Here is a 17,168-nt window from a genome sequence, read left to right as displayed (position 1 = left end):
CTGACGCCATGGCCGAGATCACGATGGGGGCCGTCGCCGCGCACTTCGGCCGCGACGTCGGGCGGACGCTCGCGAAGCTCCCCGGCATGGTCGAGCAGGCGCGCGCCCGCGGCGTCGACCTGCTCGTGCTGCCCGACGCGACCGTGGGCGGGTACCTGCTCGACCTCGTGCACCCGGGGGGCGCCTCCTCGGGTCCCGACTCGCTGCTGCCGCCGGCGGTCGAGATCGACGGGCCCGAGGTGCAGGCCGTCGCCGATCTCGCCGCCGACATGACGGTCTGCTTCGGCGTTACCGAGCGTGCCCTCGAGGGGGGTGAGGACGTCCGCTACAACAGCGCCGTCTGCGTCCAGGGCGGCCGCGTGCTCGGCTCGCACCGCAAGGTGCACCTGCCGCTCGGCGAGTCGGAGGTGTACCGGGCCGGCACCGGGTTCGTCCCGGTCGACACCCCCGTCGGCCGCCTCGGAATGATGATCGACTTCGACAAGACGTTCCCCGAGTCGTCGCGCACGCTGGCGCTCGCGGACGCCGAGCTGCTCGTCTGCCTGAGCGCCTGGCCGGCCAGCGTCACGGAGAGGTCGGACCGCCTCCGGAACGACCGCCAGGCGCACCTCTTCGACCTCTACGACTGCGCACGGGCCGCCGAGAACCAGCTCTGGCTCGTCTCGTCGAACCAGACGGGGGTGCTCGGCGGGCTGAGGTTCCTCGGGCAGGCGAAGGTCGTCGACCCGGCCGGCGAGATCGTCGCGAAGACCTGGGCCAAGGGCGGCCTGGCCGTCGCGACGGCCGACGTCGCCGCCGACGCCGCCAGGGCCCGCCGCACGATGGACCACCTGCGGCAGCGCGTGCCGTCGGCCTACGAGAACGGCCTGCGATGATGCTGGCGATACCGATGCGGGCGGCGCGCTGATGCGGGTCGCGCAGGTCACGTACTCGACGAAGCCGCGGGGCGGCGTCGTGCACGCCCTGGCCCTGTCGGAGGCGCTGGCCCGGCGAGGCCACGAGGTCACGGTGTGGACCCTCGGCCGCGGCGGCGACCAGGCGTTCTTCCGCCGTGTCGACCCGGCCGTGCGCATCCGCGTGGTGCCCTTCGAGGCGCGCGACGACGAGTCGGTCGGCGACCGCATCGCTCGGTCGATCGAGACGATGGGGGCCGCGTTCGCGGAGGCCCGCGAGCACGAGCGGTACGACGTCGTGCACGCCCAGGACTGCATCTCGGCCAACGCGGTCGGCCCGTGCCTCCGGACGATCCACCACCTCGACGAGTTCACGACGCCCGAGCTCGTGCGCTGCCACGACGACGCGGTCCGCCGCCCGCTCGCCCGGATCTGCGTGTCGGCAGCCGTCGCCGCCGACGTCGAGCGCGGCTGGGGGCTGACGCCGACCGTGATCCCGAACGGCGTCGACTCGGCCCGCTTCGCCGCGGCGGCCGGACCCTCGGGCGACGGCGACCGGGCACGCTGGCGCGACCGGCTCGGCGAGTACGTGCTGGCGCTCGGCGGCATCGAGCCCCGCAAGGGCAGCCTCGACCTGGTCGAGGCGTTCGCGCTGCTCCGGCGCCGCCGACCCGACGTGCGCCTCGTCTTCGGCGGCGGCGAGACCCTGTTCGACTACCGCGAGTACCGCGCCAGGGTCGACGCCCGCATCGCCGAGCTCGGCCTCGACCCCGTCGTGCTCGGCGTGGTCGACGACGACGACCTGCCCTCGCTCGTGGCCACCGCCGGCGCCCTCGCCTTCGTCTCGACCAAGGAGGGCTTCGGCCTCGCCGCGATGGAGGCCCTCGCCGCCGGCGTGCCCGTCGTCGCCCGCGACCTGCCGGTGCTGCGCGAGGTCTTCGGCCCGACCGTCGCCTACGCGGCCGATCCCGGGTCGATCGAGGAGGCGCTGGTCGCCGCCCTCGACGGGTCAGGCCCCGCAGCCGGTCCCGGCCGCGACCTCGCGGGGTCGCACTCCTGGGACGACGTCGCCCTGCTCCACGAGCAGTTCTACGAGGCCGTCGGCAGGGAGGGCGACCATGGCGCGGCAGTCGATCTCGCGCATCGTCACGGGGCTCGCTGAGGCGGACCCCGACCGCGTGGTGGCACGCGACGACGCCGGGACGCTGACGGCCTCGCAGCTGGACCGCGCCTCCTCGGTCCTCGCCCGCGCCTACCTCGACCTCGGCGTCGGCCACGACTCGCTGGTGACCGTGGCCCTGCCGAACACCGTCGAGATGATCGTCGTCTGCGCCGCGATCTGGAGGTGCGGGGCGACGCCGCAGCCGATCTCGCTCGGGCTCGACGCCGCGGAGCGAGCCGAGCTGGAGGCGCTGGTGCGGCCGGCGCTGGTGGTGGGGGTGCCGTCGGCGGGTGCGGGTGGTGGTGCCGGGCGTGCCGCTGGTGCCGGGGGTGCCGGGGGCGTGCCGTGGGTGCCTGCGGGCTGGGTGCCTCCCCCGGTGGCCGGTGACGCGCCTCCTCTGCCGGACGCGTGGGCGTCGAGCTGGAAGGCGCCGACCTCGTCGGGGTCGACCGGACGGCCCAAGGTCGTGCTGGCCGCCGCGCCCGCGCTGCTCGACCCGTCGGCGGCCGTCGCGTCGTTCCTGCCCCGCGACCAGGTGCAGCTCGTGGCCGGGCCGCTGACGCACTCGGCGACGTTCACGTACGCGTTCCGCGGGCTGCTGACCGGGCACGAGCTCGTGCTGCTGCCGCGCTTCGACGAGCGACGGGTGCTGCGGGCGATCGCGTCGCACCGGGTGACCTGGGCGCTGCTCGTGCCGACGATGATGCACCGGCTGCTGCGCCTGCCCGACGAGGAGCGCGCCGCCGCCGACCTGTCGTCGCTCCAGACCGTGCTGCACCTCGGCGCGCCCTGTCCGCCGGACCTGAAGCGCCGGTTCATGGCCTGGGTCGGTGCCGAGCGCGTCGTCGAGGTGTACGCCGGCAGCGAGTCGAACGGCGTGCTGACGATCCGCGGCGACGAGTGGCTCGAGCACCCCGGCAGCGTGGGGCGGCCGGGCGGCGGGACGAGCGTCGCCGTCCGCACGGCCGACGGCGACGACCTGCCGGCGGGCACGGTCGGGCAGGTGTGGCTGCGGCGCGCAGGAGGCCCGACGTACCGGTACCTCGGCGGCCGCTCGGCCCGGACCGACGACGGCTGGGACACCCTCGGCGACCTCGGCCGCCTCGACCCCGACGGGTACCTGCACCTGGTCGACCGGGTCGACGACGTCGTGCTGCGCGGCGGCGTCAACGTGCACCCGACCGAGGTGGAGCGGGTGCTGGAGGCGCACCCCGCCGTGCGCGGCGCGGTCGCGTTCGGCGTCGCCGACGACGACCTCGGCCAGCGGATCGAGGCCGTGGTGGACGTCGCGGGTGCGGCCGCGGGCGTCACGGCGGAGGAGCTCCTCGCGTGGGCGCGGCAGCGGCTCGACCCCGAGCGACGTCCGGCTGCGCTGTGGCTCGTGGACGAGCCCGTGCGCGACGACGCCGGCAAGACCAGCCGCCGCGCGTGGGCCGCGCGCGCTCACCAAGAGGCAGGCAGCGGCGCTCCGGGAGCGGGCGGGTGCTCGACGAGCGCGATCGCGTCGTCGAGTCCGACGTGCCCGGGGAAGTTGTAGCGGCCGAAGCGGCCCGTCGGATCGTTCGACGAGGTCGGCATCGCGACGGCGGTGCGGCGCAGCGCCTCCGCGAGCACCCGGGTGGAGGTGCCGTCGAGGCGGGGGCCCCGCCGGTCGCGCAGGATGATCTCGACCCGCGCCTCCTTCGCGGTCAGGCGGAGCACGAGCACGTCCGACCGCAGGGCCGGGTCGAGCGGCACGAGAGCGCGGTCGACGTCGGCGAGCGCGACGGTGCGGCGGGTGCCGGCGCGCAGCTGGTCGGTGTCGAGGTTCACCCAGGGCTGCGGGTAGATCGCGTTCCGCGCCGCGGTGGCGACCCACATCAGGGCCGCGATCAGCACGGCTCCGAGCAGCAGGTTGCTCGGGAACGGCACGAGGCCGTCGAAGAACCGGCCGGCCTGCGCGCCGAAGTAGACGATCATCGTGACGACGAACACGGCGCTGTACCCGGCCCACGACGACCACCAGCTGCGCTCGCCGATCCGCACCCAGCCGGAGGCGAGGGGCGCGTCGGCTTTGTCCGAGGCGCCCTCGCCGGAGGTGCTCTCGCTCGAGGTGCCCTCGCCGGAGGCGCTCTCGCTCGAGGTGCCCTCGCCGGAGGCGCCCTGGGCGTCCCCGTCCGCGGCGCCGGTCACGCCCGGCTGCCGTCGGACGTGGTGCCCCGGCGGCGCAGCGCAGTCACGCCGCCGACCACGCCGACCACGAGAGCCGCCGCGAGCAGCCCGCCCGCGGTGATCGTGAGGACGTTGCCGGCGAGCAGCCGGACGGTGGACCAGTCCGTCGCGGGAGCCGTGCTGTAGACGGCCGGGCTGCCGGCCGTGAGATCGCCCGCCCAGACCACGAGCGACGCGAGCCCGAACAGCAGCACGCCCGCCGCGGCGAGCGCGACGGCCGTCCCGAGGAGGCGGCGGCCGGGTCGTCGAGTCCTCGTCATGAGCCGAGACTAGGGCCGAGCAAGGCCGAGCAAGGCCGAGCAGGGCCGGGCAGGGCCGGGCAGGGCCGGACAAGCGGCCCTGTCGCGAGCCGGCGGGTGGGCGGCAGTCAGCCGCCGACGACCAGCCGGTCGAGGCGGCGCCGGGCGGCGCGCACCACGTCGACGAGCAGCACGTCGTCGGGCCCCGCGATCCAGTCCTCGAGCGACGACTCGAAGAGGACGGAGGCGGTGCGCGCGACCAGGGACGCGTCGGCGCCCGGCACGCCCGTCTCGACCAGCGCCTCCGCGATCGCGTCGGCGAGCGCGGCAGCCCTGAGCAGCTCGCGCTCACGCAGCTGTGGCTCGGAGCGGACGACGGCACGTCGTGCGGCGACCTCGGGGCGCCAGCGCTGCAGGTCACCGGCGGCGACGACCTCGACACCGTGCATCGCGAGGTCGAGGGGGCCGAGGCCGTCGGGCGCAGCGGCGACGAGTCGCGAGACGACCTCGGGGAACTCGCGCTGGCGGAGGAACAGCACGTCGCGTTTGTCGGCGAAGTGACGGAAGAACGTGCGGGTGGTCAGGCCTGCCCGCTCCGCGATCTGCGGAACGGTGGTCGACGCGAAGCCGTGCTCGGCGAACAGGCTCATCGCCGCCTCCTCGAGCCGGAGTGCTGCGTCGGGTGCCCAGCGTGCCATCGGGCCAGGGTAGCTGATGACATCTCGTGCCATCAGGCGTAAGGTGACGACACGGCATGTCATCACCTGCGCACCGCCCCACCGCGCTCGTCGCCGCTCCGCCGCCCGGCTCCCCGCCACACCTGCACCACAGTCCAGGAGGACCCTCATGACGACCAACGCCGCCGCTCGACTCCCCGCTCCCGGCGCCGACCTCGTCGTCGGTCCCGCCCCCGTGCCCGAGCCGGGCCCTGGCGAGCTGCTCGTGCGCAACAGGGCCGTCGCCGTCAACCCGCTCGACGACGTCAAGCAGTGGACCGGGAACCTGATGTATCGCTGGCTGCCCTGGCCCGTCGTGCTCGGCGAGGACGTCTCGGGCGAGGTGGTCGCCGTCGGCGCCGGGGCCGACCGGTTCCGCGTGGGCGACCGGGTCGTCGCCTACGCCGTCGGCATGGAGCGCGGCCGCCGCCACGAGGCCGAGGGCGGCTTCCAACACTTCACCGTCGTGCGCGAGGACCTCGCGGCCCCGCTGCCCGACGGCCTCGCGCACGAGGAGGCGGTGGTCCTGCCCCTGGGCATCTCGACCGCCGCGACCGCCCTCTTCCAGCAGGACCACCTCGCGCTCCCGCTCCCGTCCTCCGCCCCGACGCCCACCGGACGCACGGTCGTGGTCTGGGGAGGAGCGACGAGCGTGGGCAGCAACGCCATCCAGCTCGCCGTCGCGGCCGGTCACCGCGTCGCGACCACCGCCTCACCTCGCAACCACGACGCGATGCGCCGCCTGGGCGCGGAGGTGGTCGTCGACTATCGCAGCCCCGGCGCGGTCGCCGAGCTGGTCGCGGGCATCGGCGGGGCCGACGTCGCCGGCGTGCTCGCGGTGGGCACGGGGTCGGCCGAGCCGTCCGTCGAGGTCGCGATCGCGACGGGCGCGACGCGCGTCGCGCTCGCCAGCCCCTCCGTCTCGTTCGGCTCGCTGCCGCGCGGGGCACGGTTCGGCGCGGCGTTCGTCCGGACGATGACCCGCCTCGCCGCCGGCAACGTCGCCCTGCAGGTGCGGGCGCGGCGACACGGGATCAGGGCCCGGTACGTCTGGGGCAGCACCCTCATGACGAACGAGGTCGGGCCCGCCCTCTGGCGCGACCACCTCCCGTCGGCGCTCGCGGAGGGACGCCACGTCTGCGCACCTGCTCCCGAGGTCGTCGGCGAGGGGCTCGAGTCGGTGCAGGTCGCCCTCGACCGGCTGCGCGCGGGGGTGTCGGCACGCAAACTCGTGGTGCGGCTGTAGCGGCCGCTGTCGCAGGCCCCGGCGGCGGCGGGAGGTGGGGAGCCGCCTGCGACTCAGGTCGCAGGCGAGGTCCCGACCTCTGCCCCCTGTGGCATGGCGCCCGACCGGCGAGCGTGGAGGCATGACATCGACACCCCTCCCCACCCCGCCGCGGACGGGCCTCCGCGCCCGCCGCCTCCTGCCCCGACTCGCCGCCGCCGCGGCCGTCGTCGCCCTCGCCGTCCCGCTCGCCGCCTGCTCGGCCGGCGCGTCCGACCCGTCCACCGCGGCCGGCACCGCCACCGGCACCGCGGCCGGCGCGACCTCCCCCGCCGCCGAGCCCGCGCCTCCGGCGGCCCCTCAGCACCAGCCCGGCGGGGGCGAGCTCACGAAGGGCGACGTCGACGCCTGGCTCGACGGCGCGCTCGGCTCGGCGCTGCAGACGACGGGCATCCCCGGGGCGACGGTCTCCGTCGTCTCGGACGGCCAGGTGCTCACCGCCCGCGGCTACGGCCTGGCCGACACCGGCACGGACGGCGACCCGGCCCGCCCGGTCGACCCCGACGACACCCTGTTCCGCATCGGCTCCGTCTCGAAGGTCGTCTCGGCGACCGCGATCATGCAGCTCGTCGAGCAGGGGAAGCTCGACCTCGACGCCGACGTGCAGCAGTACCTCGACTTCGACCTCGACACCCCGAAGGGCGCGATCACGCTGCGCCACCTGCTGACCCACACCGCGGGCTTCGAGGAGGTCATCGCCGGCCTGATCGGCACCCCCGGCAGCGAGAAGACGCTGCGCGAGGCGGTGACGGACGCTCCCCCGGCGCAGGTCTACGAGCCCGGCACGACTCCTGCGTACTCGAACTACGGCGCCACGCTGGCCGGCTACGTCGCCGAGCGGGTGAGCGGGAAGCCGTTCGCCGAGCTGGTGCAGGAGCAGGTCCTCGACCGTGCAGGGATGACCTCGTCGTCGTTCGCACAGCCCCTGCCCGCCGACCTCGACGCCCGGCTCGCGAAGGGCTACCCGAACGACTCGGCGCCGTCCGTGCCGACCGAGGTCGTGAACGCGGCACCCGCCGGCGCGATGTCGGCCACCGCCTCCGACATGGCGCGCTTCATGCTCGCGCACCTGGGCGACCTGCCCGCCGAGCAGTCCCTGCTCGAGCCCGCGACCCTCGACGAGATGCACCGCCCCGCCCTCGGGGCCGACCAGCTCGGCACCCTCGCCGTCGGCCAGCGCATGGACCTCGGCTTCTTCGACGACAGCACCCCCGGCGTCCCGGCCTTCGGGCACGACGGCGACACGCAGGTGTTCCACAGCGCGATGCGGATGTTCCCCGAGTCCGACGCGGGCATCTTCGTGTCGTTCAACGCCTCGGGACGCACCCCGACCGCGACGCTCGACCTCCGCACGACGCTGCTGCAAGGATTCGCCGACCGGTACCTGCGCGACGCCTCCCCCTCTGACGACGCATCGGCGGCAGGGTCGTCGCTGACGACCGACGAGACCGTAGGAGGCGCGGGCCAGCTCGACAGCGCCGCCGCGGCCGCCGCGATGGCCGGCACCTTCACCTCCTCCCGCTCGCCGGTCACGAACCCGGGCGCGCTGCTCGCCCTGAGCGGCCAGACGACGATCGTCCCCCGCTCGGACGGCACGATCGCGGTCACCCCGAAGCCGCTCGCCACCACGACCGGCGTGTACGAGCTGGTCGACGAGCACCTGTGGCGCGAGGTGGGCGGCGACTCCCTGCTCGCGACGCGGACCGACGGCGACTCGGACGACGCCGACGCGACCGTCCAGGCGATCTCGTGGGGCGCCTCCTTCACGATGCTGCGGGCGCAGCCCTGGCAGGTCGCGTCGACGGCGCTGCCGTCGGTGATCGCCGCCGTCGCGGTGCTGCTCGTCTCGGTGGTCGCGTGGCCGACCGCCGCGCTCGTCGGGCTCGGCCGCCGCACCGGACGCCGCGACCTCGTCGCCGCACGCCGTCCCGAGGCCGGACGTCGCCGCCGCGCTCTGCTGCTGTCGCGCATCGGCCAGGTCGCGACGCTGCTCGCCCTCGTCGGCTGGGCGGTCGTGGCCGGGCAGGCCATGTCGTTCGTCGACGTCTCGGCAGGGTCGATCCGCGTCGTGCAGGCGCTGCAGCTGGTGGGCGTCGTCGCGATCGTGCCCGCCGCCGTCGCCGCCGTGCAGGCCGTGCGCGAGCGACGGGGCTGGGCCTCGGTGACCGGACGGGTGCTCGTCGTCGTGGCGCTCGTCGTGCTGGCCGTGTTCGCGGTCACGTGGCGTCTCCTCTCCCCGAGCGTGAGCTTCTGATGCGCCTCCCACAGGGAGGTGCGCCCCGCGACCACGAGGTCGACGGCACCTGGCATGCTCGGGACGTGACCACCTCCTCCTCCCCCCGCTCCGCAGCCGTCGCCGGCCTCGTCGGCGCGGCACGGCACGAGGGCACGGGGCCGGGCTTCGCGGCCGCCCGCCGGCTGCTCGCCCGGGTCGGGGTGCGGACGCCGTTCGGGCGGGACGTCGCCCTGGCCGCGGTGTGGACGCTCGTGACGGTCGCCATGCTGGGCACGCTCGTCGGCATGGGCGAGTTCTACGGCGCCTTCCGCAGCATCCCTGCCGCCCAGACCACGGCCGTGCTCGTGCTGGCCGTCGCGCAGTGCCTCCCGTTGGCGTTCCGACGACGATCGCCGGTCGCGACGCTGCTGGCGATCAGCATCGTCCAGGCCGGTCTGCTGACCGTGCTGCCCAGCGGCCTCGCGGTGTGGACCGCCGCGCCCGTCGTCGCCGCGTACACGGTCGGCACCCTGCTGACGACGCGCGCCGCGGTCGGCTGGCTGCTCGTCGCGGTCGGCATCGCGTCGGCCGGTGCGGCCGTCGGGGCGGCTGGTCTGGTGAAGCAGGGCCTCGGGGCCCTGCCCGGCCTCAGCCCCGTGGGGGCGTCCGTCGAGGCGCTCGCGCTGGTCGCGACGGCCGTCCTCGTGAACGGGATCAGCGCCTCCGTCGGCTCGTGGGTGGCGCTCCGTCGCCGGCACGACAGCGACAGCCGGGCTCGGGCCGCCGAGTCGGTCGAGCACCACGAGACGCTGACCCGGTCGGCCGTCGCCGCGGAGCGCACCCGCATGGCCCGCGAGCTGCACGACATCGCGGCGCACCACCTCACCGGCCTCGTCGTGCAGGCGGGCGCCGCCGAGCGCCTCGTCGACGTCGACCCGGAGCGCGCGAAGGAGTCGCTCCGCAGCGTCCGGTCGCAGGGACGCGAGACGCTCGACTCGCTGCGGTCGATCGTGGGGATCCTGCGCGAGACCGGCGACGACGCCACCGGCACCGCTCCGGTGCCCGGGCTGCGCGACGTCGGCGGGCTCGTCGCCGCGGCCCGTGCGGCGGGCACCGTCGTCGACGAGCGCGTCGAGGGCGAGCTGCCCACGCTCGCGCCTCTCGCCGACGTCACGGCCTACCGCACCGTGCAGGAGGCGCTGGCCAACGCCCGAAGGCACGCCCCCGGTGCCGGCGTCCAGCTCACCACGACGGTGCGGCAGGGGCGGCTCGTCGTCGTGGTCGAGAACGCGGTGCCCCGGGGGCCCGCGAGCTCTGCTCCGGCGGGGTACGGGCTGGTCGGGATGCGTGAGCGCGCGGCCCTCGTCGGCGGGCTGCTCGAGGCGGGAGTCGTCGGGACGGGTCCGAGGCAGACGGGTCCGGCGCAGACGGGGCCGGTCGAGACGGGGTCGGCCGAGACGCGAGCCGTCGGCGGTCGAGGAGACGGAGACGCGGACGCCAGGGCCGCTGCGACAGGCGGGGCCGACGCGGCCGGCGCCCGCACCTGGCGCGTGCGGCTCGAGCTGCCCGTCGAGAGGGAGCCCGGCGCCGCCGACGACGCCGAGTCCGCCGACGGGACCGGCGCGTGATCCGGGTCGTGCTCGTCGACGACCAGTCGATCGTGCGGGCCGGGTTCCGCATCGTGCTCGAGACCGCGGGAGGGATCGAGGTCGTCGGCGAGGCCTCCGGCGGCCGCGAGGGCGTCGAGGTCGCGCGGCGCACCCGGCCCGACGTCGTCGTGATGGACGTCCGGATGCCCGGCGGCGACGGCATCGAGGCGACGCGGTCGATCACGGGCGCGGCCCCGGGCGGCGACCCGCAGGCGTCCTCGGTCGCGCTGCCCGGCGACCCGCAGGCGGAGCCCGGCGACGCCCGCCGCGGCCCCGCCGTGCTCGTCGCGACGACCTTCGACCTCGACGAGTACGTCTTCGGCGCCCTCGAGGCGGGCGCCAGCGGGTTCGTCCTCAAGGACGCGGAGCCCGACGAGTTCGTCGCCGCCGTCCGTGCACTGGCGTCGGGGCGCGCCGCGATCGACGGCGCGACCACCCGCCGGGTCATCGCGGAGTTCACGCGACGGCGGGCCGCCTCCTCGACGGGGGTCTCGGTCGACGTGCTGACGCCGCGTGAGCAGGAGATCGTCCGGCTGCTGGGCGAGGGCCTGTCGAACGACGAGATCGGTGCACGCCTCGTGATCGAGACGAGCACGGTCAAGTCGCACCTGACCCGGGTGATGACGAAGCTCGACACGCGCGACCGGCTGCAGACCGTCGTCTGGGCCTGGCGCTCGGGGCTGCTGCGCTGAGCGGTCGCCTGCCCTGGCGACAGGCTGCGCATCCGGGGGTCAGGCCCAGCTGTGCCTCGTCAACCGACGCGAGGCCAGTCGGTCGTCAGGTAAGCCTCGACGGCCCGGTTGCGGAACGTGTACGGCTTGCCTCGGTCGACGATGCCCCTGACCGTGTCGAGTCGGCGGGAGACAGCTCCGATCTGGGTCGCCGAGACCATGCCCATCGCCTCGGCGATCCGCGTCAGCGTCCGCTCGCTCGGAGCCAGCGCGGCCATCGCGGTCACGAACTCGTGCTCGCGGTCGGGGAGACGGCCGAGCACGCGCTCGACGTGCGCCGACGCCTCTCCCTCGGCGCCGCGCCACCCCTCGACGACGTCGCCCTCGGACACGACCGGTGACGTATCGGCGTTCCACGCCCTCTGACCCGCGAGCTGGAAGAGGAAGGGCTCCCCGCAGCAGAGGGCGACGACGGCCCTCGCGGCCTCGGGGCTCATCCTCACGGTCCCGACGCCCCCGTCACCGTCCGCGGTCTCCCACCCTGCCATCACGAAGGGCTGGAGCGCCTCCAGCAGGTCCCCCTCGTCGAGGGCGGCGAGGGTGACGGTCCGGAACCGCCTGGCGAAGGTCGCGCCCTTCCGCGCCCCGGCCATGTCCTCGAAGTCGGGAAGCCCGGTGAGGTACACGGCGATCGGGAGGTACCTCGAGACGGACACTCCACCGGGGAGGTCGACGTCGACCTCGTGGGACAGAGCGTCCCCGAGAGCGATGAGCAGCTGCGAGAGGGCCGCCTCGTCGGTGATGTTCTGCACTTCGTCGATGTGGATGAGCACCACGGCGTCCTGCCTGATCGCAGCCTGGCCGAGCTCGACCAGCAGCTCGAAGAGCGCGGTCGACGGCTCGGGCCCCTCTGCCCCGCGCACAGCGACCGAGAAGCCCGTCACGGCGACCTGTTCCACGCGGGCGAGCAGATCGAGCACGCCCTTACGGGTCGAGCCGGCGAGCCCCGCCTTGTCGGCGAGCCGCAGCACGGCGGAGGCGACCAGCTTCAAGGGGTCGGCTCCGCTGGGCATCCTCACCTGCGGAGTCACCCAGTCGCCGGCCTCCGCAGCGTCCCTCGCGATGCGTCGGACCAGGCTCGACTTGCCCGTCCCCGGCTCGCCGAGGATCGTGCGACCCGTCTCGTACAGCCCGGCATGTCGGCGCGGACGCAGCACGTCGTGCCAGTCGCTGAGCTGCTCGATCCGTCCCGCCCAGACGTCGGGCACGACGTCGGACCCCGGCTGGAACGGGTTGGTGAGGGGAGATCGCATGGCCATAAATTTATCACGGGTGCGGCCGCCGTTGATAAATTTATCGTGGCCCTGAGGAACGTGCAGCAAGGCGGGACCGACCGTGTGGCCGATCCCCGCACGGCCCGGGCCGGTCCGGGCACGGCGGCCGATGATGGCCCCATGAACGACGCCATCGTCACCCCCCTCGGCTTCTCGCACGTGCGCCTCACCGTCACGGACATCCGCCGCAGCAAGGCCTTCTACGAGCAGCTCTTCGGCATGCCGCCGGGCAGCGACTTCAGCGACCAGATCGACGACCCGACGATCCACGACGACCCGCAGCGCACCTACGGAGGCTGCTCGTTCACCTTCGGCGGCCAGACGCTCGGGCTGCGCCCCGTCGCCCCGGCCGGCGACCGCTTCGACCCCGACCGGGTCGGGCTCGACCACCTGAGCCTCCGGGTCGGCTCCGTCGACGAGCTGCACGCCGCGGCCGAGCGGCTCGAGGCAGCGGGGATCGAGCACGGCGAGGTCACCGACCTGCCCGCGTTCGGCCTCGTGGTCCTCTCGCTGCAGGACCCCGACGACGTGAACCTCGAGCTCGCCGCCGCCCGCCCCGGCGGCCGCGTCTGATCTGCCCTGAGGTGAAAGCGATGTGACGCGTCCGGGGTGTCCCGCAGCTTCCCACTCCCCCGCAGCCTCACTTCGTTCCCGGCACCGCGCACGAGCACGAGCGCGAGGTCGGGCGTCAGCCCCAGATGCGGGTGACGATCGCGCCGAGCAGGTCGTCCGTGGGGTAGTTCGACTGGCGCACCGTGACGACGACGTCGTCGCGGACGAGCACGGTCTGCGTGGAGTCCGTCCCGTACTGCTCCTCGGTGCGGGTGAACTGGCAGACGGTCCCGCCGAGACGGTCCGTGCAGTCGTACACGTCGCCGGAGCGCTGCTCGGTCTGCGCGGCCGCCGGGTCGGCCAGCCAGCCCGGGTAGGAGGCGGCGGTCGCGAAGTCGACCATGGCGATGTCGACGAACGAGTCGTGCCTCCCGCGCCAGGACGCCGGGGCGTCGACGCGTCACCCTGCGGCGGCGGGAGTTCGCATCGGTCGCGAGTCGTCGTACGATCCGTCCATGACACCGACGTCCGGCCGCTCCCGCTCCGTCCGCGCGGGCGGGTCGCGTCCCGTCGTTGCCGTCGCCCCCGTCGCGGCCCTGGCCCTGCTCGCCCTGGCGCTGAGCGGGTGCACGTCGACCACTCGCGCCTCGTCGCCGGACGCGCCGGCCGCCTCCTCGTCCGGGGCGACGCTCGACGACGCCGTGGCGTCGGACGACGCCGCCCCCGCTGACGCCGTCCCTGCCGACGCCGCCCCCGCCGACGCCGCCACGGCCCCCGGCCTCGACGTCACGGGCTTCGTGCTCGAGGGCTCCGACCCCGACCTCGTCGACGCGAGCGCCGCCTCCCTCGACGTGGTCGGGGTCGACGGCGTGCTCGTGGCCGCCGACGGGGCGAGCGTGAGCAGCCCGTCGCTCGACGCCGAGGCCCAGCGGGACGCGGCCCACGCCAGGGGGCTGCAGGCGCAGCTGCTCGTGAGCAACTACGACGAGCGGATCGGCGACTTCAGCGAGCCGGTCGCGAGCGCGCTGCTCTCGAGCCCGGCGAACCGGTCCGCCGTCGCGGCCGACCTGGCCTCGCGCGTGTCGACGGGCGGCTGGGACTCGCTCATGGTCGACCTCGAGGGCCTCACGGCCGGCGACTCCGCCGGGCTGACCGCCTTCGCCTCGGAGCTGCGCGCGGCCGTCGGCCCCGACGTGCGTCTGGACGTCGCGCTGCAGGCCTCGACGACGGTCGAGGGCTACGGCGACCTCGGCTACGACGTGCCGGCGCTGGCGGCGTCGCTCGACCACCTCACGCTCATGGCCTACGACCAGCACGGCCCGTGGGAGCCCGACGACCCGGGCCCCGTCGGCTCCCTCGGCTGGACGATCGACTCGCTCGCCGCCCTCACCGCGCTCGCGCCGACCGACCAGGTCGTGCTCGGCGTCGCGGGGTACGGCTACCGCTGGGGCGGCGACGAGCCCGCCGGGCAGGTGTCCGACGAGGAGGCGCGCGACCGCGTCGGGGACGCCGGCGGCAGTGCCCGCTGGGACTCCGCGGCCGCGGAGCAGACCGCCACCCTCGCCGACGGCGCGGTGCTCTGGTGGTCGGACTCGCGCTCGCTCGACACGCGGGTCGAGCTCGCCCGCGGGCTGGGCCTCGCCGGCGTCGCCGTCTGGTCGCTCGACCTCAGCGACCCGGTCGAGATCGACACGGACTGAGGCGCGCGGGGCCGCCAGGCGCGTCGTCGTCCCGCCCGCCCTCGCCGCGCGCGTCGTCGTCCCGCGCGTCCCCGCCGCGCCCTCCCTCGCCGCGACGGCGTCGAGAGCGCAGCCGCTCCAGGTCGCCGAACGCCTCCGCCCGCCGGAGCACGCCGACCACGAGGGCGACGAGGAGGCCGGCGGGGAGGACCCAGCCCACCCAAGTCCAGGCGCCGTCGTGGACGATGTCGTCTCCTCCCAGCAGGGCGTCCGGGGTCGCGTACGCCCGGGTCGTCCCCTCGTCCGAGACGGAGCCGTCGAGGCCGACGTCCCCGAGCCGGTCGCGGCCGTCGTCGCTGACCCACGTGCCGCGGCTCTGGCAGCCGTGGCGGATGGTCCCTCCCTCGCAGCTCACCTCCGTGTAGCTGCCCCAGGTGCGCGGTGCCCCGGTGTCGACGATCGCCGCGACGCCGATCCCGACGACCACGAGCAGGGCGGCCAGCGCCCCGAGGTAGAAGACGACGCGGAGCCCGACGTCGACGACGCCGAGTCGACGGGGCGGGGCGCCGGGAGCGCGGTGCCGCGGCGGAGTGCCGGGGGCATCGGGGCCGGAGGCGGGGCCGGGAGGGACGGAGGCGGTCACCGGACGATCGTGCCACGCCCGGGACAGCCGGCGGGCGCTGCCGCGCAGGCCCAGCCGCGCAGCGCACACGACGACGTGCGCGCGGACCGGCCCGTGCGCCCGCCGCTACCGTGGCCCGCATGCAGCACAGCGACCCGACCAGCCACGCCACCCCCGGCAGCGCCAGCACCAGCACCAGCACCAGCGACGTCCGCACCCCGACCGCCCCCGAGCGCGCCTGGACCGAGCACGTCATCTGGTGGCACGTCTACCCGCTCGGGTTCGGCGGGGCCGACACGACCGGGGCGGACCGCTCGCCGCAGCCGCGCCTCCTCGACCTCGTGCCGTGGCTCGACCACCTGCTCGCGCTCGGCGCGAACGGGCTCGCGCTCGGCCCCGTCTTCGCGTCGTCGACCCACGGGTACGACACGATCGACTGGTTCCGCGTCGATCCGCGGCTCGGCACCGACGACGACCTCGCGACGCTGATCGACGCCGCCCACGCCGCGGGCGTGCGGGTGATGCTCGACGGCGTCTTCAACCACGTCGGCCCCGAGTTCCCGGCCCTGCAGGAGGCGCGGGCCGACTCGTCCTCGCCGGCCGCCGCGCTGTTCCGTCGCGACGAGCACGGCGAGCTGGCGACCTTCGAGGGGCACGGCGGGCTGATCGCACTCGACCATTCGTCGCCTGAGGTGGTCCGCACCGTCGCCGAGGTGCTCGTGCACTGGGCCGACCGCGGCGCCGACGCCTGGCGCCTCGACGCCGCCTACTCGGTGCCGTCGTCGTTCTGGGCCGAGGTGCTGCCTCCCCTGCGCGAGAGCCACCCCGACGTCTGGGTGGTCGGCGAGGTGCTGCACGGCGACTACGCGGCGGCCGTCCGCGACGGAGGCCTCGACAGCGTCACCCAGTACGAGCTCTGGCAGGGCACCTGGCACGGCATCCAGGACGTCAACCTGCACGAGCTCGCCTGGGCGCTCACACGGCACGACGAGTTCCTCGACGAGTTCGCGCCGCTGACGTTCGTCGGCAACCACGACGTCACCCGCATCGCCAGCCAGATCGACGACGAGCGGCACCACGCGCACGCCGTCGTGCTGCTGTTCACCCTGGGCGGCGTGCCGTCCGTCTACTACGGCGACGAGCTCGGGCTGCGGGCCGTCAAGGAGGAGCGGTTCGGCGGCGACGACGCGATCCGTCCCGCGTTCCCCCGCTGGTCGGGCCTCGACGCCGTGTCGCTCGTGGCCGATGCCGACCCGGCCGTCCTGGCCCTCCACCAGGAGATGGTCGGCGTCCGTCGGCGTCACCCGTGGCTGCACGGGGCGCGCACGCGCACGGTCTCGGTGACGAACGAGACGCTCGTGCTCGAGGTGCGCGGGGCCGGGGCCGACGGTGGGGACGAGCTGCTGCTCGTCGCGCTCAACCTCGGCGACGAGCCCCTCCGCGTCGCGGACCCGGCGCCCGCCGCCGACGGCTGGGTCGCGGGACGTTACGCCGGCCTCGACGGCGACGTGCTGGTCGTCGGCGCGCACGGCTGGGCCGTGGTCGCACCCCGCCGCTAGACGGACCAGCGCTCGACCGGTGGGCGGTCCCGGAAAGTAACGGCGCGATAACGAAGTCGATGCGTACCCATCCATCTGCGCGAGGGTGGCGAACCCCTGTCAACTCCCCACCGGGAACCACAGACAAGGAGAACCATCGTGAACATCTCACGCAAGACCATCACCAAGTCCGCCTTCGGCATCGTCGCCTCCGGCGCCCTCATCTTCAGCCTCGCCGCCTGCTCCTCCGGCGACGCCGGCTCGACCTCGTCGTCCTCGGCCGCCCCGTCGTCCTCGTCGTCGGCTGCGCCGACCGAGCCCGTCGCGTCGCTCCCCGACCTCAGCAAGGGCGTCGACACCCAGGTCGCCGTCGACGCGTCCTTCGTCGAGGCCCTCACCAGC

16 protein-coding genes and 1 pseudogene are annotated in these 17,168 nt (G+C 75.1%); 11 read left to right on the top strand and 6 right to left on the bottom strand.

Annotated features, from left to right (window positions below):
- Positions 1-8 precede the first annotated feature (8 nt).
- The 3 genes from IFT77_RS15875 to IFT77_RS15865 are packed head-to-tail and all read left to right on the top strand — an operon-like array spanning position 9 to position 3,592.
- Positions 9-875 carry a carbon-nitrogen hydrolase family protein gene (locus IFT77_RS15875; RefSeq protein WP_192170577.1) on the top strand — a complete coding sequence of 289 codons (867 nt, stop codon included), beginning with the start codon at positions 9-11 and terminating at the stop codon, positions 873-875.
- A 31-nt stretch (positions 876-906) separates the two neighbouring features.
- Entirely contained in the window at positions 907-2,055 is a 1,149-nt protein-coding gene (locus tag IFT77_RS15870) for an MSMEG_0565 family glycosyltransferase (protein ID WP_192170576.1), read from the top strand.
- Positions 2,012-3,592 carry an AMP-binding protein gene (locus IFT77_RS15865; protein ID WP_192170575.1) on the top strand — a complete coding sequence of 527 codons (1,581 nt, stop codon included), beginning with the start codon at positions 2,012-2,014 and terminating at the stop codon, positions 3,590-3,592. The genes IFT77_RS15870 and IFT77_RS15865 overlap by 44 nt, the downstream gene beginning before the upstream one ends.
- Here the strand turns inward: IFT77_RS15865 and IFT77_RS15860 are convergent.
- The 3 genes from IFT77_RS15860 to IFT77_RS15850 form a co-directional block, all read right to left on the bottom strand.
- Positions 3,499-4,227 (bottom strand): hypothetical protein, encoded by a 729-nt coding sequence (locus tag IFT77_RS15860; protein WP_192170574.1) that lies wholly within the window; start codon positions 4,225-4,227, stop codon positions 3,499-3,501. The two genes, IFT77_RS15865 and IFT77_RS15860, sit on opposite strands and share 94 nt — an antisense overlap.
- Positions 4,224-4,526, bottom strand: a complete 303-nt coding sequence (locus tag IFT77_RS15855; RefSeq protein ID WP_192042559.1) for a hypothetical protein — start codon at positions 4,524-4,526, stop codon at positions 4,224-4,226. The genes IFT77_RS15860 and IFT77_RS15855 overlap by 4 nt, the downstream gene beginning before the upstream one ends.
- A 107-nt stretch (positions 4,527-4,633) precedes the next feature.
- On the bottom strand, positions 4,634-5,203 hold the full coding sequence (locus tag IFT77_RS15850; RefSeq protein WP_192170573.1) for a TetR/AcrR family transcriptional regulator: 570 nt from the start codon (positions 5,201-5,203) through the stop codon (positions 4,634-4,636).
- A gap of 148 nt (positions 5,204-5,351) precedes the next feature.
- Between IFT77_RS15850 and IFT77_RS15845 the strand changes: the two genes are divergently transcribed.
- The 4 genes from IFT77_RS15845 (at position 5,352) to IFT77_RS15830 (ending at position 11,062) form a co-directional block, all read left to right on the top strand.
- Positions 5,352-6,467 carry a zinc-binding alcohol dehydrogenase family protein gene (locus tag IFT77_RS15845; protein ID WP_192042557.1) on the top strand — a complete coding sequence of 372 codons (1,116 nt, stop codon included), beginning with the start codon at positions 5,352-5,354 and terminating at the stop codon, positions 6,465-6,467.
- Between the two features lie 121 nt (positions 6,468-6,588).
- Entirely contained in the window at positions 6,589-8,760 is a 2,172-nt protein-coding gene (locus IFT77_RS15840; RefSeq protein ID WP_192170572.1) for a serine hydrolase, read from the top strand.
- A 65-nt stretch (positions 8,761-8,825) separates the two neighbouring features.
- Entirely contained in the window at positions 8,826-10,349 is a 1,524-nt protein-coding gene (locus IFT77_RS17600) for a sensor histidine kinase (protein ID WP_371741087.1), read from the top strand.
- Entirely contained in the window at positions 10,346-11,062 is a 717-nt protein-coding gene (locus tag IFT77_RS15830; RefSeq protein ID WP_192170570.1) for a response regulator, read from the top strand. The genes IFT77_RS17600 and IFT77_RS15830 overlap by 4 nt, the downstream gene beginning before the upstream one ends.
- Before the next feature lie 59 nt (positions 11,063-11,121).
- On the opposite strand, the gene IFT77_RS15825 is transcribed toward IFT77_RS15830, so the two are convergent.
- Complete coding sequence (locus IFT77_RS15825; RefSeq protein ID WP_192170569.1) at positions 11,122-12,354, bottom strand: ATP-binding protein; 1,233 nt, start codon at positions 12,352-12,354, stop codon at positions 11,122-11,124.
- A gap of 141 nt (positions 12,355-12,495) precedes the next feature.
- Between IFT77_RS15825 and IFT77_RS15820 the strand changes: the two genes are divergently transcribed.
- A complete protein-coding gene (locus IFT77_RS15820; protein WP_192170568.1) occupies positions 12,496-12,948 on the top strand; it encodes a VOC family protein in 453 nt (150 codons plus the stop codon).
- Positions 12,949-13,063: 115 nt separating this feature from the next.
- Here IFT77_RS15820 and IFT77_RS15815 read toward each other — a convergent pair whose 3' ends face one another.
- Positions 13,064-13,330, bottom strand: coding sequence for a hypothetical protein (locus tag IFT77_RS15815; RefSeq protein WP_192170567.1), 267 nt, complete (start codon positions 13,328-13,330; stop codon positions 13,064-13,066).
- Positions 13,331-13,442: 112 nt separating this feature from the next.
- Between IFT77_RS15815 and IFT77_RS15810 the strand changes: the two genes are divergently transcribed.
- Positions 13,443-14,627 carry a glycosyl hydrolase family 18 protein gene (locus IFT77_RS15810; protein ID WP_192170566.1) on the top strand — a complete coding sequence of 395 codons (1,185 nt, stop codon included), beginning with the start codon at positions 13,443-13,445 and terminating at the stop codon, positions 14,625-14,627.
- On the opposite strand, the gene IFT77_RS15805 is transcribed toward IFT77_RS15810, so the two are convergent.
- Entirely contained in the window at positions 14,596-15,249 is a 654-nt protein-coding gene (locus IFT77_RS15805) for a hypothetical protein (RefSeq protein WP_192170565.1), read from the bottom strand. The two genes, IFT77_RS15810 and IFT77_RS15805, sit on opposite strands and share 32 nt — an antisense overlap.
- A gap of 119 nt (positions 15,250-15,368) precedes the next feature.
- Between IFT77_RS15805 and IFT77_RS15800 the strand changes: the two genes are divergently transcribed.
- On the top strand, positions 15,369-16,787 hold the full coding sequence (locus IFT77_RS15800; RefSeq protein WP_192170564.1) for an alpha-amylase family glycosyl hydrolase: 1,419 nt from the start codon (positions 15,369-15,371) through the stop codon (positions 16,785-16,787).
- A 138-nt stretch (positions 16,788-16,925) separates the two neighbouring features.
- Positions 16,926-17,168: pseudogene (locus IFT77_RS15795) on the top strand (hypothetical protein); the annotation flags it as partial.

Source organism: Frigoribacterium sp. CFBP 13729 (assembly GCF_014841875.1).
In the GTDB taxonomy this organism is placed as follows: domain Bacteria; phylum Actinomycetota; class Actinomycetes; order Actinomycetales; family Microbacteriaceae; genus Frigoribacterium.
The sequence above is the reverse complement of the archived record's forward strand: the minus strand, read 5'-3'. Positions and strand labels throughout refer to the sequence as shown.

What these genes read in the sequence shown, in the direction of transcription:
- IFT77_RS15840 (WP_192170572.1), top strand. Translation starts at nt 6,589, where the DNA reads ATGACATCGACACCCCTCCCCACCCCGCCGCGGACGGGCCTCCGCGCC.
- IFT77_RS15800 (WP_192170564.1), top strand. Translation starts at nt 15,369, where the DNA reads ATGCAGCACAGCGACCCGACCAGCCACGCCACCCCCGGCAGCGCCAGC.
- IFT77_RS15855 (WP_192042559.1), bottom strand. Translation starts at nt 4,526, where the DNA reads ATGACGAGGACTCGACGACCCGGCCGCCGCCTCCTCGGGACGGCCGTC.
- IFT77_RS15845 (WP_192042557.1), top strand. Translation starts at nt 5,352, where the DNA reads ATGACGACCAACGCCGCCGCTCGACTCCCCGCTCCCGGCGCCGACCTC.
- IFT77_RS15820 (WP_192170568.1), top strand. Translation starts at nt 12,496, where the DNA reads ATGAACGACGCCATCGTCACCCCCCTCGGCTTCTCGCACGTGCGCCTC.
- IFT77_RS15850 (WP_192170573.1), bottom strand. Translation starts at nt 5,203, where the DNA reads ATGGCACGCTGGGCACCCGACGCAGCACTCCGGCTCGAGGAGGCGGCG.
- IFT77_RS15865 (WP_192170575.1), top strand. Translation starts at nt 2,012, where the DNA reads ATGGCGCGGCAGTCGATCTCGCGCATCGTCACGGGGCTCGCTGAGGCG.
- IFT77_RS15875 (WP_192170577.1), top strand. Translation starts at nt 9, where the DNA reads ATGGCCGAGATCACGATGGGGGCCGTCGCCGCGCACTTCGGCCGCGAC.
- IFT77_RS15810 (WP_192170566.1), top strand. Translation starts at nt 13,443, where the DNA reads ATGACACCGACGTCCGGCCGCTCCCGCTCCGTCCGCGCGGGCGGGTCG.
- IFT77_RS15870 (WP_192170576.1), top strand. Translation starts at nt 907, where the DNA reads ATGCGGGTCGCGCAGGTCACGTACTCGACGAAGCCGCGGGGCGGCGTC.
- IFT77_RS15815 (WP_192170567.1), bottom strand. Translation starts at nt 13,330, where the DNA reads ATGGTCGACTTCGCGACCGCCGCCTCCTACCCGGGCTGGCTGGCCGAC.
- IFT77_RS15825 (WP_192170569.1), bottom strand. Translation starts at nt 12,354, where the DNA reads ATGCGATCTCCCCTCACCAACCCGTTCCAGCCGGGGTCCGACGTCGTG.